13 protein-coding genes are annotated in these 16638 nt (G+C 43.5%); 6 read left to right on the top strand and 7 right to left on the bottom strand.

The features are described 5' to 3' along the window. Positions 1–276: 276 nt before the first annotated feature. Together moeB and moeA are read right to left on the bottom strand one after the other, a co-directional pair. A complete protein-coding gene (gene moeB, locus AACW06_RS15170; RefSeq protein WP_192075708.1) occupies positions 277–1038 on the bottom strand; it encodes a molybdopterin-synthase adenylyltransferase MoeB in 762 nt (253 codons plus the stop codon). 8 nt (positions 1039–1046) lie between these two features. Beyond that, entirely contained in the window at positions 1047–2282 is a 1236-nt protein-coding gene (moeA, locus tag AACW06_RS15165) for a molybdopterin molybdotransferase MoeA (RefSeq protein ID WP_192075707.1), read from the bottom strand. A gap of 152 nt (positions 2283–2434) precedes the next feature. Between moeA and folE the strand changes: the two genes are divergently transcribed. Then, positions 2435–3088, top strand: coding sequence for a GTP cyclohydrolase I FolE (folE, locus tag AACW06_RS15160; RefSeq protein ID WP_053312037.1), 654 nt, complete (start codon positions 2435–2437; stop codon positions 3086–3088). Positions 3089–3169: 81 nt separating this feature from the next. On the opposite strand, the gene msrB is transcribed toward folE, so the two are convergent. After that, positions 3170–4303 (bottom strand): peptide-methionine (R)-S-oxide reductase MsrB, encoded by a 1134-nt coding sequence (gene msrB / locus AACW06_RS15155; protein WP_192075706.1) that lies wholly within the window; start codon positions 4301–4303, stop codon positions 3170–3172. A gap of 137 nt (positions 4304–4440) precedes the next feature. After that, positions 4441–6189: a formate--tetrahydrofolate ligase gene (locus AACW06_RS15150; RefSeq protein ID WP_192075705.1), complete on the bottom strand. Its 1749-nt coding sequence runs from the start codon at positions 6187–6189 to the stop codon at positions 4441–4443. A gap of 254 nt (positions 6190–6443) precedes the next feature. Between AACW06_RS15150 and yjjG the strand changes: the two genes are divergently transcribed. Together yjjG and phnR are read left to right on the top strand one after the other, a co-directional pair. Then, positions 6444–7118: a pyrimidine 5'-nucleotidase gene (gene yjjG, locus AACW06_RS15145; RefSeq protein ID WP_168524621.1), complete on the top strand. Its 675-nt coding sequence runs from the start codon at positions 6444–6446 to the stop codon at positions 7116–7118. Positions 7119–7253: 135 nt separating this feature from the next. Beyond that, positions 7254–7958 (top strand): phosphonate utilization transcriptional regulator PhnR, encoded by a 705-nt coding sequence (gene phnR, locus AACW06_RS15140; RefSeq protein WP_192075704.1) that lies wholly within the window; start codon positions 7254–7256, stop codon positions 7956–7958. A 182-nt stretch (positions 7959–8140) separates the two neighbouring features. Here phnR and gcvP read toward each other — a convergent pair whose 3' ends face one another. The 3 genes from gcvP to AACW06_RS15125 form a co-directional block, all read right to left on the bottom strand. Further along, entirely contained in the window at positions 8141–11020 is a 2880-nt protein-coding gene (gcvP, locus tag AACW06_RS15135) for an aminomethyl-transferring glycine dehydrogenase (protein ID WP_192075703.1), read from the bottom strand. Between the two features lie 82 nt (positions 11021–11102). Next, positions 11103–11483: a glycine cleavage system protein GcvH gene (gene gcvH, locus AACW06_RS15130; protein WP_053312046.1), complete on the bottom strand. Its 381-nt coding sequence runs from the start codon at positions 11481–11483 to the stop codon at positions 11103–11105. Positions 11484–11537: 54 nt separating this feature from the next. Beyond that, positions 11538–12845 carry a serine hydroxymethyltransferase gene (locus tag AACW06_RS15125; RefSeq protein WP_192075702.1) on the bottom strand — a complete coding sequence of 436 codons (1308 nt, stop codon included), beginning with the start codon at positions 12843–12845 and terminating at the stop codon, positions 11538–11540. 396 nt (positions 12846–13241) lie between these two features. Here AACW06_RS15125 and AACW06_RS15120 point away from each other — a divergent pair, with 396 nt between their 5' ends. From AACW06_RS15120 to AACW06_RS15110, 3 genes are all read left to right on the top strand, one after another. Continuing rightward, complete coding sequence (locus tag AACW06_RS15120; RefSeq protein WP_192075701.1) at positions 13242–13865, top strand: helix-turn-helix domain-containing protein; 624 nt, start codon at positions 13242–13244, stop codon at positions 13863–13865. 289 nt (positions 13866–14154) lie between these two features. Beyond that, positions 14155–15288 carry a glycine cleavage system aminomethyltransferase GcvT gene (gene gcvT / locus AACW06_RS15115; RefSeq protein WP_443263574.1) on the top strand — a complete coding sequence of 378 codons (1134 nt, stop codon included), beginning with the start codon at positions 14155–14157 and terminating at the stop codon, positions 15286–15288. Between the two features lie 76 nt (positions 15289–15364). Further along, positions 15365–16366 carry a S1 family peptidase gene (locus tag AACW06_RS15110; RefSeq protein WP_192075699.1) on the top strand — a complete coding sequence of 334 codons (1002 nt, stop codon included), beginning with the start codon at positions 15365–15367 and terminating at the stop codon, positions 16364–16366. Positions 16367–16638 lie beyond the last annotated feature (272 nt).

Here is a 16638-nt window from a genome sequence, read left to right as displayed (position 1 = left end):
GAAGATAGGAAAGTATGATTCGACATGGAAACGGTAGTTTGTGTATGATTTTTGTTTGGCGACTAAACCATATCACTTACTACCGTTTTTTTGTTTTTAGTTCCCGCTAATCCGCGATGAACCTTTTATTATTTAACAATGCTATTGGTCAGATTGAGTAGCAAATTGAATGTGGAAAATGTGTTAAAAAGAAAAACGCCTCTGAATTCTAGAAATCCAGAACAGAAGCGTAAAAACCAATGCGATGTTTGATAGTACCATCGCTGATAATACCCATTATTTATGATCGACAGTACACACGCTGCATGTCGCTAATTTCATCAGTTTCATCTCGCGCCAGCTCATAGAGAGCGCATCGAGCATCAATATTTTACCTTGTTTAGGTTGCCCATAGTGCGCGATAACTTTAATCGCTTCCATCGCTTGTACTGCGCCAATGATTCCCACTACAGGTGCCATGACGCCAGCTTCTACACAAGTAAGTGCCGTATTGCCAAACAAAGCACTCAAACATTGATAACAAGGTTCGTCAGCATGTTCGTATGTAAATACACTGACTTGTCCTTCCATTCGAATTGCGGCACCAGAAACCAACGGTGTTCGAGTTCGGTAACAAAGGCGATTGAGTTGGTTGCGAGTCTCTACATTATCAGAGGCGTCCAACACCAGAGTGTGCTGCCCAATAAGTGTGTCAAGCTGCTCGTCATTTAAGCGTTGATCAACGGTATTTACCGCCAAAAATGGATTGAGAGTTCGTAATGAATCTGCTGCGGAATCGACCTTTTTTCGGCCAATGTCGTTGTCTGTATGCAACACTTGCCGTTGTAGGTTAGAGAGTTCCACGACGTCATCATCGACGAGGGTTATACTGCCAACGCCAGCCGTTGCTAAGTATTGGCTTGATGCACAGCCCAAACCTCCAGCACCAACAATGAGCACAGAACTTTGTTTCAATGCTTCCTGGCCTTCAAAATCAAACTGCTTGAGAATGATCTGTCGGTTGTAACGTAACATTTCTGCATCAGATAAAATATCCACAAACGCTCCTAATACAAGCTGGAGTTAAAAAGTTGGATATTCACGTTTTCACCCACTTCAACTCGTCCACGCTCGCGTTCTAATACTACAAAGCAATTGGCTAAACTCATGGAGCGAAATGCACCTGAGCTCTGGTTGCCGGTTGTTTCAACAACGAATTTGCCATTTTCAATCGAGTAGATACCACGTTGGTAATCTGTGCGGCCGGGTGCTTTTTTGAATGCTGTTTTCGTGATGGCTGGGATAGATTCAGGGGCTTGCCATTTGCTATGTCCCGCCAATTTAGCGAGCATCGGTTGTACTAATACGTACATAGTTAGTACTGCTGACACCGGGTTACCTGGAAGACCACAAAACCAAGCATTACTAAGCTCACCAAACGCAAATGGTTTGCCCGGCTTAATCGCCAGTTTCCAGAAGCCGATCTCGCCAAGTTCCTGCAAAATATCTTTGGTGTAATCGGCTTCGCCAACACTCACACCACCAGATGTGACGACCACATCCGCTAAGTTTTGGGCTTTTTCGAACGTAGCTTTTAATGTTGCAGGGCAATCGGGGATGATGCCAAGGTCAATCGCTTCACAACTAAAGTTCTCAATTAGAGGTTTAATCCCGTAGCGATTACTGTCGTATATTTGCCCGTCAGTTAAAGGCTCCCCCAGCGGTTTGAGCTCATCACCAGTTGAGAAAAAGGCAACTCTGGGTTTGCGAAAAACGGTAATGTGGCTAATGCCGAGTGTGGCGATCATGGGAATATCACGTGGTGTTAAGCGAGCGCCTTTCGCTAAAACAAGATCACCTTGTTTAATGTCATCACCGGTCGGGCGAATATTGTTTTGTGGCTTGATGTCCGACTGTTTAAAGACAATACCAGCATCAGTGACATCGGTATTTTCTTGCATAACTACAGCATCGCATCCAAGTGGGATCTTCGCTCCTGTCATGATTCTGATGCACGTATTAGCGGGCCATTCACCTTCAAAGGGAGCGCCAGCAAAAGATTTTCCTGCCAATGGTAGTATTTGATTTTTTGCTAAATCACTCAAGCGTATCGCATATCCATCCATGGCTGAATTATCAAAAGGCGGGACAAAAATAGGCGAAAGTATATCTTCTGCCAATACGTAGCCAAGAGCTTCAGCTAATGGAAGTTGCAGTGTCACTTGAATTGGTTTTATTCGCGCTAACATTGTGTCCATAGCGTCTTCGATAGGCATTAAGCCCGGAGCATCACAACAGCCCATTTTAGAATCCTATTGTCGTTTTTCTTTTCAATAACTTTATCATAGATTGTCTTTTGGTAAGAATGACCATCCATAAAATATGGGTGTAATTATTCAAAATTCCGAGTATCCTTGTCTGCCATCCGAAAGGGGTAAAAGTAAGAGGAATCGGAATGTTAGGTCTTAGCGAATCAGCAAAGTTGGTTAAAGATGCGCTAGAGAGCCGCGGTTTAGAGACGCCAATGTGTCCTAATGCGGTAACTCGTGAAGAGAAGAAAGAAAAAATTGAACACCATATGCGTGAGATCCTGACACTGCTTGGTCTTGACCTGACTGATGATAGCCTCGAAGAAACCCCGCATCGTATTGCCAAAATGTATGTTGATGAAGTCTTTTCTGGTTTGGATTACCAAAACTTTCCCAAAATTACTGTCATTGAAAACAAGATGAATGTAAGTGAAATGGTTCGCGTGAAAGATATCACCGTAACCAGCACTTGTGAACATCACCTGGTAACGATCGATGGTAAAGCTGCTGTTGCTTACATTCCGCGCGGCAAGATTATTGGACTTTCAAAAATCAATCGTATTGTGCGTTTTTTTGCTCAACGTCCACAAGTTCAAGAGCGAATGACACAACAAATTCTGGTGGCATTGCAAACCTTACTTGAATCTGACGATGTAGCGGTAACTATTGATGCAACGCATTACTGCGTTAAATCACGCGGTGTTATGGACGCAACCAGTGAAACGACGACGACGGCATTGGGTGGTATTTTTAAGTCTAATCCTGCTACTCGTGCGGAATTTCTTCACGGTTTACGATAAGTGTCCCATTGATTTCAATAAAAAGCCCCGAAATAGTTTTCGGGGCTTTTTATTTATCTGAGCAATATTGAACTTCAACGTTTATTCAAACAAAGCAAGATACTCACTATAACCTTGAGCTTGCATGTCATTTTTTGCAACAAAGCGCATCGCCGCAGAATTCATACAATAGCGTAACCCGGTTGGGGCAGGACCATCGTCAAATACGTGCCCTAAATGAGAATCACCAAAACGGCTTCTGACTTCTGTTCTTGAATAAATTAAGCGGAAATCAGTCTTCGTTGCAATATACGCTTCATTTATTGGTTTAGTAAAACTTGGCCAACCAGTACCAGATTTGTATTTGTCGGTTGAAGAAAACAGCGGTTCACCAGTGACAATATCAACATAAATACCCTCGGCTTTGTTATCCCAATACTCATTATTAAAAGCGCGCTCGGTGCCTTCTTCTTGGGTGACGTAGTATTGAAGGTCGGTCAGTTTGGCGCGAATCTCCTTGTCAGAAGGTTTGGTATAGACTTTAAGGTTTGCCTCCGATTTATTTGCATCAATTAATTGACGTAATGTCTTTGGATTTTCATTACGATCTTCACCAAAGATTTCATCTAAATATTGGTCACGCCCAGATGCGTAGCGATAGTAGTTGTACCGCACTTTGCTCTTTTTATAAAAATCTTGGTGGTAATCTTCTGCCGGCCAGAATGTAGTATATTGGATGAGTTCTATTTTCAGCGGTTTTTTATAGATACCGAGCTTATCGATGTCTGCCATGAAGGTTTCTGCTGTCTGCTTCTGCATTGCATTGTGATAGAAAATCGCAGGGCGATATTGTGGGCCTCTATCGACAAATGACCCTTTGTCATCGGTCGGATCAATATGACGGAAAAAATGATCCAATACCTGCTCATAGCTGACGACTTGAGGATCAAACGTTACTTGCACCACTTCAATATGGCCGGACTTACCCGATGAAACTTGTTTATAGGTCGGATTTTCCATTGATCCGCCGGTATAACCTGATACGACATTGATCACGCCGTTGAGTTTCTCAAGATCAGATTCTGTACACCAAAAACACCCGCCAGCGAGTGTGGCGACATCGACGTTACCAATGCTGGGCATTTTCTGTGGCTTAGTCTCTGCCTGACTAAACAGTGAAAAAACGATAGGCACGAATAACGCTATCGAGATAAAGATAGGAGTAAAACGTTTCATAACCGACCTTACTTTTTTTTATTGATATACGTAAAGAACGGTAAAAAGTGCGAAAACTTACAGCACAGAGATAAAAATAGTTAATTTTATTGAAAGCTTCTGCAAATGGGGGGACTTTCCAGAAGCTAACTTAGTGATTAATTAAGACCGATGATATTACCGTGCTGATCAATATCCAATGCCATAAAGGCGGGTTTGTCAGGGAGTCCGGGCATGGTCATAACATTGCCGCATAGCGCATAAATAAAACCAGCACCTGCGCATAATCTAAGTTCTCGAATAGGAACATCAAACTCTTTTGGAGCACCTTTAATGGCTGCATTGGTAGAAATAGATAAAGGAGTTTTGGCCAAACAAACCGCTAAATGACCATAACCGTGAGCTTGGAATGCACACATTTGTGCTTTGGCTACCTCACTTAATGTAATTCCCGCTGCACCATACCCTTTTTGAGCCACTGCGTTGAGTTTGGTTTCAATCGAATCTTGCGAGCAATAGAGAGGAGTAAATTGATTGGGCTTGCGACATTGGGCGATCACTTTGTTTGCAAGATCTGTTGTACCTTCTCCACCGAACGCAAAACCTTCGCTCAATGCTACTTCAACGTTGTTCGGTAAGGCTTGAATCAGAGCGGTTAGTTGTTCGATTTCTTCCAGAGTATCTTGTGGAAAGCGATTGATAGCCACCACCGCAGGAACACCATATTTATTGACGTTGTTGATATGCCATTTGAGATTATCAAAGCCAGCCATGAGTGCAGTTTGATCTGGTTCAAATAGCGAGTCAGGAACAGCTTGTCCGGGGCGAAGTTCATACAAACCAGAGTTAGCTTTTAGCCCCCGTAATGTCGCCACAATGACTGCGCAATCAGGTGCTTTCCCTGATGTTGCCGCTTTAATATTACACGCTTTCTCAAAGCCCATGTCTGAACCAAAGCCACCTTCAGTGACGGTGAATTCGGCAAGTCGTGTAGCAATGTCATCCGCAATAATTGACGAATTGCCGTGGGCGATATTGGCGAAAGGACCAGCATGAATAAGGGTAGGGACACCTTCTAAAGTCTGCATGAGCGTTGGTTCAATCGCTTCTTTCATACTAACGGTCATTGCGCCAGCTACTTGCAAGTCTTCTGTGGTTACAGGGTCACCATTTAAATTATAAGCAACCACGATGCGTCCAATACGTTGGCGTAAATCACGCAAGTCTTCCGCTAAGGCGAGAATGGCCATCAGCTCTGATGCGGCAGAGATATCAAACCCATCTTGCCGCTTATAACCATTGATGGTTTTACCGCTTTCATTTTGACCGACTGTGACCATCCTAAGTGCACGATCATTATGATCCATGACGCGTTTCCAGACGACCTTGTTTGCGTCAATCTTCAGTGCGTTCATGCCCGTACGTTGTTCAAAATCTTCATAGCCTAACCGCTGCTCGTGATAAATCCGTGCATCTATTGCGGCAGCGGCAAGGTTATGCGCAGCCGTAACTGCGTGAATGTCACCAGTTAGATGTAAATTTAACTCTTCCATTGGTGCAACTTGAGAATAACCACCGCCAGCGGCTCCGCCTTTCACACCAAAGATTGGCCCCATAGAAGGTTGGCGAATACATGCCATGACAGAGTGATCTAATTTCGCGATCCCTTGTGATAGGCCAATAGTGGTGACTGTTTTACCTTCGCCCAAGGGGGTTGGAGTGATGGCGGTAACAACAACCAATTTACCTTCAGGATGAGTGTGAAGTCTATCTAAGCAAGAAAGAGAAACTTTAGCCTTAAAACGTCCTTGGCTATGGAATTCAGTAGGATCTAGGCCTGCCTTAGCAGCAATAGCATCAATCTGTGTCAATTTGGTTGCACGGCAAATTTCAATGTCTGGCAGCATAAAACCCTCATCGGAAGTCATTAATAGGTGAGGAAAACGTTTGTGTCGCGATAATGACGTCAAAATGTTTGTTGTAAAGTATTATGGGTGGTCGAATATTCGATTGATGCTAAATTCTAACGCAATGCTGATTTTGATCAACTTAAGCTTCTGGTTTTACGTATCTATTGATATCCGAAGTAACGGAGTATTGTTCAGTTTGTCGTAGATTCAAAAACAATTTACACTGCGCGCAAGTTACTAAGGGATATACCATGAAATACGATTGGATTTTATTTGACGCTGACGAAACTTTGTTTCATTTCGATGCCTTCAAAGGTATGCAGCTAATGTTTGAACGCAAGGGAGTTATTTTTGATGAAATCGACTTTGCCAAGTACCAAGAGGTCAATAAACCTCTTTGGGTTGATTATCAAAATGGAGTGATTAATGCAGCCGATCTCAAGCATATTCGCTTTCAAGCTTGGGCTGAAAAATTGCAAACCACAACAGCTGATCTTAATAGTGCATTTCTTGAAGCTATGGCAGATATTTGCACGCCATTACCTGGTGCTAAAGAGTTACTAGAAGCACTAACAGGTAAGGCAAAACTTGGTATCATCACCAATGGTTTTACAGAGTTACAAGCGATTCGTTTGCAGAGAACAGGTATGACGGATTATTTTGAACATGTAATTATTTCCGAAGAAGTGGGTATAGCCAAACCTGATAACGGAATTTTTGCTCATGCGTTAGAAAAAATGGGTAACCCTTGTAAGAGTAAAGTACTGATGGTAGGGGATAACCCGCATTCCGATATTCTTGGTGGTCTTAAATTTGGTATTGAAACCTGTTGGCTCAATACCGTTGGTCATTCTGATATTGATGGTATAGAACCACATTATAATGTGCGCTCATTGCATGAGCTTAAAGAAATTCTTATCGCGTAATAGCACTAAATGATAAGATCGTCTGTTGATGGTATGGCTTAGTTTTTAGGTGTTTGAGCTAATCAAGCACCTTTATTTTGGCAAGTTATGTAATACGACCGTTATAACTGCCGTACATAAAGCAAGGGATTCTCGGTGCAGTACGTAAAAATCAAAGATGTGATTGTTGAGCAAATTGAGACAGGTATGCTGACACCACGGCAGAAGCTTCCTGCGGAACGAAAACTGGCAGAGTCATTTGATACTACCCGCGTAACCTTACGTGAGGCACTGTCATTACTTGAAGCAGAAGGTAAGATTTATCGCGAGGATCGCCGTGGCTGGTTTATCTCACCACAGCCATTGCGTTACGACCCCGCGCAATCTTTAAGCTTTACCAAGCTAGCATTAGCACAAAATCGTCAACCCAAAACTCAACTTCTTTATTCGAAAGCGGTACTGGCCAATAAGCAAGCAACAGCGCTATTAGCATTAAAACCTTTTTCAGATGTCTATCAGATTGAACGGGTTCGCTATCTAGAAGATCGTCCGGTCGCTTACGTAACAAATTACGTTTGTCCTGATAAATTCCCTAATTTGCTAGGCTTAGATTTATCCCCATCACTGACAAGTTTGTATCAAGAAACCTTCGGCGTTGAATATCATAGCGTCAGTTACAAAATGACGACAAGTTCACTACTTGGCAATATCGCCCACGCTTTGCGAGCAACCTCAGGAACACCGGCAATGCTTATTAAGCGAGTCAATTACAACCAACAAGGAAAGGTAATTGATGGCTGTATCGAATATTGGCGACATGATGCTATCTGTATTGAATCATCAGTAAAACTGATTGGCTAACCTTGTATCAATAATTTTAGCTTTTACCATGAGGTTATAAATGATGTAGCGTGGTTCGATCTGCTAGTAAGTAGGTGACTGCGATTTCTAGGTTACAGTGACGTGAAAAAAGGCGAACCAAATGTTTCGCCTTTTGCTATTCAAGTTAGTTTCCAACTTAGTTATCTGTGATCAACAATCAATTAGTCTTGATAGTTATCAATGTTCGGACAAGAGCAGATCAAATTGCGGTCTCCGTAAACGTTATCGACACGGTTTACGGTTGGCCAGTATTTTGATGCTTTTGTTTGACGAGAAGGGAAACAAGCTACTTCTCGTGAATATGGATGTGCCCATTCATCACTAGAAAGATCCGCTTGTGTGTGAGGTGCATTGACTAGTGGGTTGTCTTCCAACGGCCATTCACCCGACTTCACTTTATTCATTTCTTCACGAATGGCGATCATCGCGTCACAGAAGCGATCAAGCTCTGCTAGGTCTTCTGACTCCGTTGGCTCTACCATCAATGTACCCGCGACTGGAAATGACATCGTTGGGGCGTGGAAGCCGTAGTCCATTAAACGTTTTGCAATATCTTCTTCGCTAATACCGGTTTCTTCTTTCAGTGGGCGAATATCAATGATGCATTCGTGCGCTACGCGTCCATTGGTTCCACGGTAAAGCACAGGGTAGTGAGGACGTAATCTTTCCATCATATAGTTAGCATTCAAAATCGCAACTTTGGTGGCTTCAGTTAAACCTTCAGCACCCATCATGGCAATATACGCCCATGAGATCGGTAAAATAGAAGCACTGCCGAGATCCGCGGCTGACACTGCGTGATCTTCACCTTCGACACCACCTTCAATATGACCAGGAAGGAAAGAGGCTAGGTGAGCTTTAACACCAATAGGTCCCATGCCAGGGCCGCCGCCGCCGTGAGGAATGCAGAAGGTTTTATGTAGGTTAAGGTGAGAAACATCAGAACCAATGAAACCTGGGTTGGTGAGACCAACCTGCGCGTTCATGTTAGCGCCGTCTAGGTAAACCTGACCGCCAGCAGCATGAACCATTTCACACACTTCTTTCACTTTCTCTTCATAAACGCCGTGCGTAGAAGGGTAAGTGATCATAATGCTTGATAGGTTGTCTCTGTGCTTCTCGATTTTCGCTGCTAGGTCGTCGATGTCGATGTTGCCTTCTTCATCACACTTAACCACAACCACTTTCATTGACACCATAGAAGCTGTCGCAGGGTTAGTACCGTGTGCAGAACTTGGAATTAAGCAGACGTTACGATGACCTTCGCCGCGGCTTTGGTGGTAGCGTTGAATTGCAATTAGACCTGCGTACTCACCAGATGCGCCAGAGTTTGGTTGCAATGAGAAAGCGTCGTAACCGGTAATTTCACACAGTTTTTCTTTCAGATCTTTTGCCAGTGCGGCATAACCAGCCGCTTGATCTTTCGGAGCAAATGGGTGGATATCTCCAAATTCTGGCCATGTCACTGGAATCATTTCTGCCGCCGCATTCAGCTTCATGGTGCAACTGCCGAGTGGGATCATACCGTGTGTTAGTGAAAAGTCTTTATTTTCAAGCTGTTTTAGATAACGCATCATTTGTGTTTCGCTGTGATGCGTATTAAAAACAGGATGAGTGAGAAACTCAGAGTGGCGACGGCACCCTTCAGGGATCGCTGCAAATTCGTTAGCCGCAATTTCGGTTGATAAGGCATTAACGGCCTCTTCAACGTTAAAGATTGCAAATAGTGCATCAATATCTGCGATGGTTGTGGTTTCATCTAAGCTGATACCTAACTTACCGTTCAATTTGCGAAGGTTAATATCGGCTTGCTGAGCTTTGATATAAAGTGTTTCAGTATTATCACTCGTGTTGATGGTGATGGTATCAAAAAAGCTGTTGTTAGTGAGTTCGTAACCTGTTTTGGTTAGACCTGCTGCAAGAATTGCTGTCATATGATGGGTACGACGAGCAATAGTACGTAGCCCTTCAGCGCCGTGATACACCGCGTAGAATGACGCCATATTGGCCAGTAGTGCTTGTGCCGTACAGATGTTTGAGGTCGCTTTTTCGCGGCGAATATGCTGTTCACGAGTTTGCATTGCCATGCGCAAAGCTTGGTTGCCTTTTGCATCAATTGAAACACCAATCACGCGGCCCGGCATGGTACGTTTGTGTGCTTCACGTGTTGCCATAAATGCAGCATGTGGGCCGCCGTAGCCCATTGGTACGCCAAAACGTTGTGCTGAGCCAATCACGACATCAGCGCCCATCTCACCTGCTGGTTTCAATAGTGTGCTTGCCAGTAGGTCTGTAGCAACAGTGACCAGCGTCTTGTTTGCTTGCGCTTTGGCAATAATATCGGTTAAGTCGCGCACTTCACCGGTGGTATTTGGGTATTGTAGTAGTGCGCCGAACACATCTTGTTCAGGTAGTGAATCGAGATCACCAATTTGTACTTCAAAGCCAATAAATTCAGCGCGCGTTTTCACCACCTCAATGGTTTGAGGGTGAACATCGTTGGCAACAAAAAAGACATTGCTTTTACTTTTGCCTGCACGCTTACAGAGTGTCATGGCTTCTGCTGCCGCAGTTGCTTCGTCGAGCAGTGAGGCGTTGGCAATATCCATGGCCGTTAAATCCATCACCATTTGCTGGTAATTGAGTAGCGATTCTAAACGACCTTGGGAGATTTCTGGTTGGTATGGCGTATAGGCGGTGTACCAACCTGGGTTTTCCAGCACATTACGTAAAATAACGTTAGGCGTAAATGTGTTGTAGTAGCCTTGACCAATGAACGTACGTTTGACTTGGTTTTGCTTAGCAAATACTTTCATGGCTGTCAGCATGTCTGCTTCACTTTGTGGAGCGGCAAGCGACATTGGTGCTTCTAAACGAATTTGTTTAGGAACTGTTTGTGTAATTAATGCATCAAGGCTTTCGGCATTAATTGTGTTGAGCATTTTTTGTTGATCATCAGCGTTCGGTCCGTTGTGGCGTGCAACAAACTCATTTTGGGTACTCAATTCATTAAGTAGTGTGCTGTGAAGTAATTCAGTCATTTCCTTTACCTTCTCATAAGGTCTGTTGTGACCTTAAAAAAAAGCCACCCATACTGGGCAGCTTTGATTTGTGATGGGCTGTTTAGTCTTCTTCGATAGAGCTTAAGTATTCTTCTGCATCTTTTAGATCGTCAAGTTCAGAAGGGTCAGACATTTTCACTTTTACAATCCAGCCACCTTCATATGGTTCTTCGTTGATCAGTTCAGGGCTATCTCCTAGCTCTTCATTGATTTCAACGATAACACCGGTAATAGGCGCATAAATGTCTGAAGCGGCTTTCACTGATTCGACAAGAGAAAAGCTGTCGCCAGCGTCAATCTCTGCATCCACTTCTGGTAGGTCAACAAACACAACATCGCCAAGCATTTCTTGTGCATGCTCAGAAATACCGATCGTTACTGTGCCGTCACCGTTGTCGCGCACCCATTCGTGGCTTTCTGCAAACTTCAGTGTATTGTCCATTGCTTAATCTCCAAAAAAAGTATTGATTTGAAACTTGTGTTTAATTTGAAAGTGTTACTGGTAAAGTGGGAAGCGTTGGCACAACATTTTCACTTGCTTGCGAACCTGTTGTTCCACTTGTGCATTACCTTCTGGACTCTCAACAAGACCATCTAGCACATCGCCAATCCACTGCCCAATGAGTTTGAATTCTTCACGACCAAAACCACGGCTGGTTCCTGCTGGTGTGCCTAAACGAATACCCGAAGTAATCATAGGCTTTTCAGTATCAAAGGGGATGCCGTTTTTGTTACATGTGATCCCTGCACGCTCAAGAGCTTGCTCCGCCACGTTACCTTTCAAGCCTTTAGGACGTAGGTCTACGAGCATCAAGTGCGTATCAGTTCCGCCAGTCACAATATCACAACCGCGAGTTTGCAACACTTCAGCGAGAACTTTTGCGTTGTCGATCACTGAATCGATATAGCTGTTAAATTCAGGTCCCAATGCTTCACCAAGAGCGACTGCTTTAGCGGCGATAACGTGCATTAGTGGACCACCTTGTAGACCTGGAAAAACGGCTGAATTGATTTTTTTGATGATCTCTTCGCTGTTGGTTAGGATCATCCCACCACGTGGGCCGCGCAGTGTTTTATGGGTTGTGGTGGTGACAACGTGAGCATGAGGTAATGGGCTAGGATGTGCACCGGTTGCAACTAAACCTGCAATATGCGCCATATCGACCATTAAGATGGCATCGACTTCATCAGCAATGTCGCGGAATTTAGCAAAATCGATGACACGAGGAATGGCCGAACCACCTGCAATGATCATTTTAGGTTTATGCTGTTGTGCCAGTGCACGTACGTCTTCGTAATTGATTTCTAGCGTTTCACGATCAACTCCGTATTGAATGGCATTAAACCATTTACCCGACAAAGCAGGCCTAGCACCATGCGTTAAGTGGCCACCTGCATCCAAAGACATGCCCATAATAGTGTCACCCGGCTGGAGCAGTGCAAGTTTTACTGCCCCGTTAGCTTGAGCGCCAGAATGGGGTTGAACGTTTGCATATTGGCAATTAAAAAGCGATTTAGCGCGCTCGATAGCAATCGTCTCTACGGTATCAACATGTTCACAGCCACCATAGTAACGGCGGCCAGGGTAGCCTTCCGCGTATTTATTGGTAAGGCATGTTCCTTGGGCTTGCATAACCGCTTTTGAAACAATGTTTTCAGAAGCGATAAGCTCAATTTGTTCATTCTGGCGTGCGTATTCGGCTTGAATACCGGCAAAAACGGCATCATCGGTTGCCGCTAAGTTGGTTGAGAAGAAACTCTCAAGGCTGTGATTTTGGTAAGTTTTGTTCGCGTTTGCATTCATGGTAGATGACCTTCCAATAATCCAACGAATAGTTATTGTATTCGTTGTTCCTTTTTGATGGCTGCTTTACTCAACGGCTGTGTAGGGTGGTGAGAAAACAGGGTGTTTAGTTATCCCTAAACTCTTATTACGTTCCCCAATTATTCGGGGTAAAAACCACTCAAATATTGTTAAGTCCTTCACGATAGCGAGCGGTAAATAGCATCTCTTCATCTAACAAGTCAGTAACATACTCTCTGAGTTATGAACAATCAATGAAAAATTTCCTATAGGAAACTCGGTTTCTTATTTTGTTAGCGAGAGCACGCTTTATTTTGATGTAGTCCTTTAACCAGATGGCTGCTTCATGCCACAATGATTTTCGTGATCAGGAAGAAATGATAATCGAGGGAAAGCATGTCTGAAGACATTTATGATGAGTACCCATCACTCACACTTGCCAAAGAAAGCGGCGAGCAAACCATAGAGCCATTAAAGCTTGGTCAGCGAATCAAAGACATTCGCACCAAACTGGGTATTACCTTAGAAGAGGCTAGCCAGCGCACCGGGCTTGCCCGTTCAACATTAAGCAAAATCGAAAACGAACAGATATCACCAACCTTTCAAGCGATGCAAAAACTTGCGCATGGTTTGCAAATAGATATGCCTCAACTCTTTGAACCACCTAAGAAAATCCTTGCTACGGGGCGGAGGGATATTTCTCGTTGCGGTGAAGGTAAGCCGCATCCTACGCCCACTTACGAACATGAATTGTTGGCAACGCAGCTTTCGAATAAAAAGATGATGCCGTTCAAAAGTCGAGTGCGAGCAAGAGCATTTGAAGAATACAATGACTGGGTTCGACACGACGGTGAGGAGTTTTTACTCATTCTCTCTGGTGACGTTTTATTTTACAGCGAATTTTATGAGCCGGTGCGTTTAGCCGAAGGTGATAGTGTTTATTACGATGCTAATATGGGGCACATGTTGGTCTCTGTCAGTGACGATGATGCGCTAATTTTGTGGGTAACAGCTAAATAATTAAGAAAAGATTAAGTTTCCTATAATAAAGGCGAACGGTTGCTTTTGCGCTCATCTGCTGAAAAAGGCGTTTCGTGGAGCAACTATTGCTCAATGAAGCGCCTTTCTTTTTTCTTCTAAATTGTGATTAAGTTGTTAATTTTGCCAATTAGCCCGGTTTTGAACTTGTGAATCCCATCAATCGAGCGCATTCTTGTTCACTATTGGAAACAGAGTTTCTTTCATGTGGTGCAGTTTGCCTTGATGAGGCGTAAAACTCCCCGCAGGGTCGACTGAAATGGAGACAAAAATGACTCAAGATAATGCAAATCAAACATTACTTACTACCCCGTTACATGCTCTGCACAATGAAGTCGGCGCAAAAATGGTGCCATTTGCTGGCTATGATATGCCTGTGCAATATCCTCTTGGTGTTAAAAAAGAGCATTTGCATACGCGTGAAGCGGCTGGTTTGTTTGATGTCTCTCATATGGGCCAGTTGCGTTTACGTGGTGCTGATTCAGCAATAGCCCTAGAAGCATTGGTACCGGTTGATATTATTGACCTGCCAGCGGGCAAGCAGCGTTATGCTTTCTTTACTAATGAACAAGGCGGGATCATGGACGACTTGATGGTGGCTAATTTAGGCGACCATCTGTTTGTTGTGGTGAATGCCGCCTGTAAAGAGCAAGACATTGCTCATTTACAAGCTAATTTACCTCAAGGTGTAGAACTGGAAATTATTGAAGATCGCGCTCTTTTAGCGCTTCAAGGTCCGAAAGCGGCTGAAGTGCTAGCACGTATTCAGCCGCAAGTTGCCTCTATGTTATTTATGGATGTGAAAATTTTGGATTTAGATGGTGTTGAATGCATTGTTAGCCGTAGTGGTTATACCGGTGAAGATGGCTACGAGATCTCTGTTCCAGCTGAGCAAGCGCAGCGTCTTGCTCGTCAATTAACGGCTTATGACGAAGTTGAGTGGATCGGCCTTGGTGCACGTGATTCACTACGTCTTGAATGTGGTCTCTGCCTTTACGGGCATGATCTCGACACAACCACCACACCAGTTGAGGCAAGCTTATTGTGGGGTATCAGTAAAGCTCGTCGCGTCGATGGTGAACGCGCTGGTGGCTTCCCTGGGGCTGATATCATATTAAAGCAGATTGAAACTAAAGATGTTTCACGTAAACGCGTTGGGTTAGTCGGTCTAACCAAAGCCCCTGTACGTGAAGGTACAGAGCTATTTGACGCTGATAACAATAAAATCGGTATTGTGACCAGCGGTACGGCTGGCCCAACGGCGGGTAAACCTGTTTCCATGGCTTATCTGCGCGCTGATTTAGCAGCAATTGGTACGCAGGTATTTGCTCAAGTACGTGGTAAAATGCTGCCAATGGCCGTAGAAAAAATGCCGTTTGTTCCACAGCGTTATTACCGAGGCTAACGCATACAGAATTTAAATAGTCGCGTAATAAAAATCTGTGCTATTTATGGAATATTAAGTACTATCTAAATTCTTAATGATAAGGAATGACATTATGAATAAGTGGGTAGTACTTTTTTTTTCACTTGCCGTTTCGAGCAATGTTTGCGCTGTTGATGTAAAGCCTTATATCGTTAATGGCTCGTATGCAGATGTGACAACCTTTCCATCCATGGCAAGTCTGTTTTTTGATCAAAATGATTATACACAGTTTTACGGAACCGCTAGTTACTGTGGCGCTTCATTACTGAGCAATCAATATATATTAACGGCTGCACATTGTATTTACGGCAATGAGAAAGTCCAGCTTTTTACATCCGTCGTGCCACAACTGCAAGATGAACGTGATTTCCCCAATAATATATCGGAAAAAGGCAAAGTCGCTGCGATTTATTATCCATCAACGTATAACAATACGACGCTATTAGATGATATTGCGATTCTAAAACTGGAAACACCACTGACAACCGTTTCATCTGTTAACTATTTAAAACGCCCTGATGCTGGCGCTGATGCAACCTACCGCTCATCTAGTGAACAATTTGTCGCGGTAGGGCACGGCAATACTTCTTCTAATGTTGATAATAATACATTACTGCTACAAACCAGCTTAACCTTTGTACCGAATCATTTGTGTAATTATGAATCGACCACCGCCACCAATTTATGCATGCAAGGTGTGTTCAGTGGTTCGACTGGTCTTGAAAACGCCACTTGCCAAGGTGATTCAGGTGGTCCTTTATTTTGGTCACATGGCAGCGAATACATCCAAGTTGGACTAACCAGTTTTGGTCCTGCGACTCGATGTGGTGACCCATCATCTTCGTTTGGCGCGACATCGGTGTTTACTGAAATTCATGATTATGCCGATTGGATTGATAGTGTAATGAATGGTAGTGAATCACCGAAGTTCGTTGCTACTGAAGCCAAACGACAAGCTTATTTAAATCCACCAAGTTCAGATTCTGGTGGCGGATCTTTAGGTTGGTGGTCATTGCTGTTGGTATTCAGCACATTATTGCGTCGACGTTGGTTTTAGATATTGTTTGAATCAGAGAAGATAGAATAATAGTCTCTATTTTTTTAAGCGGCCTAGGCCGCTTTATTTATATGTTTAATTCATCAATTATTAGTTGTTGATGCAAAATAACCATGTTTTATTTGCAGTGTAGTGGCGACTTATTGCGAGTGATTTTGGATATTTGAACAAATTTGAGTGCTTAATTAGCAAGCTATTCTAGAGTTGTTTTACATGAGAATTTAAGTCCATATTTAATTTTTTATGGATTTTTCCAATGAAACAATAAATTA

Source organism: Vibrio sp. S12_S33 (genome assembly GCF_963889785.1).
GTDB lineage: Bacteria > Pseudomonadota > Gammaproteobacteria > Enterobacterales > Vibrionaceae > Vibrio > Vibrio aestuarianus.
Note: the sequence above shows the minus strand (reverse complement) of the source record. Positions and strands in the feature narration are given on the sequence as shown.

Bases quoted from the DNA above. Each gene is read 5' to 3' on its own strand.
- AACW06_RS15125 (WP_192075702.1), bottom strand. From the start codon at position 12,845: ATGAATGCAAACGCGAACAAAACTTACCAAAATCACAGCCTTGAGAGT.
- yjjG (WP_168524621.1), top strand. From the start codon at position 6,444: ATGAAATACGATTGGATTTTATTTGACGCTGACGAAACTTTGTTTCAT.
- AACW06_RS15150 (WP_192075705.1), bottom strand. From the start codon at position 6,189: ATGCTGCCAGACATTGAAATTTGCCGTGCAACCAAATTGACACAGATT.
- folE (WP_053312037.1), top strand. From the start codon at position 2,435: ATGTTAGGTCTTAGCGAATCAGCAAAGTTGGTTAAAGATGCGCTAGAG.
- moeA (WP_192075707.1), bottom strand. From the start codon at position 2,282: ATGGGCTGTTGTGATGCTCCGGGCTTAATGCCTATCGAAGACGCTATG.
- AACW06_RS15120 (WP_192075701.1), top strand. From the start codon at position 13,242: ATGTCTGAAGACATTTATGATGAGTACCCATCACTCACACTTGCCAAA.
- gcvT (WP_443263574.1), top strand. From the start codon at position 14,155: ATGACTCAAGATAATGCAAATCAAACATTACTTACTACCCCGTTACAT.
- msrB (WP_192075706.1), bottom strand. From the start codon at position 4,303: ATGAAACGTTTTACTCCTATCTTTATCTCGATAGCGTTATTCGTGCCT.
- AACW06_RS15110 (WP_192075699.1), top strand. From the start codon at position 15,365: ATGATAAGGAATGACATTATGAATAAGTGGGTAGTACTTTTTTTTTCA.
- gcvH (WP_053312046.1), bottom strand. From the start codon at position 11,483: ATGGACAATACACTGAAGTTTGCAGAAAGCCACGAATGGGTGCGCGAC.
- gcvP (WP_192075703.1), bottom strand. From the start codon at position 11,020: ATGACTGAATTACTTCACAGCACACTACTTAATGAATTGAGTACCCAA.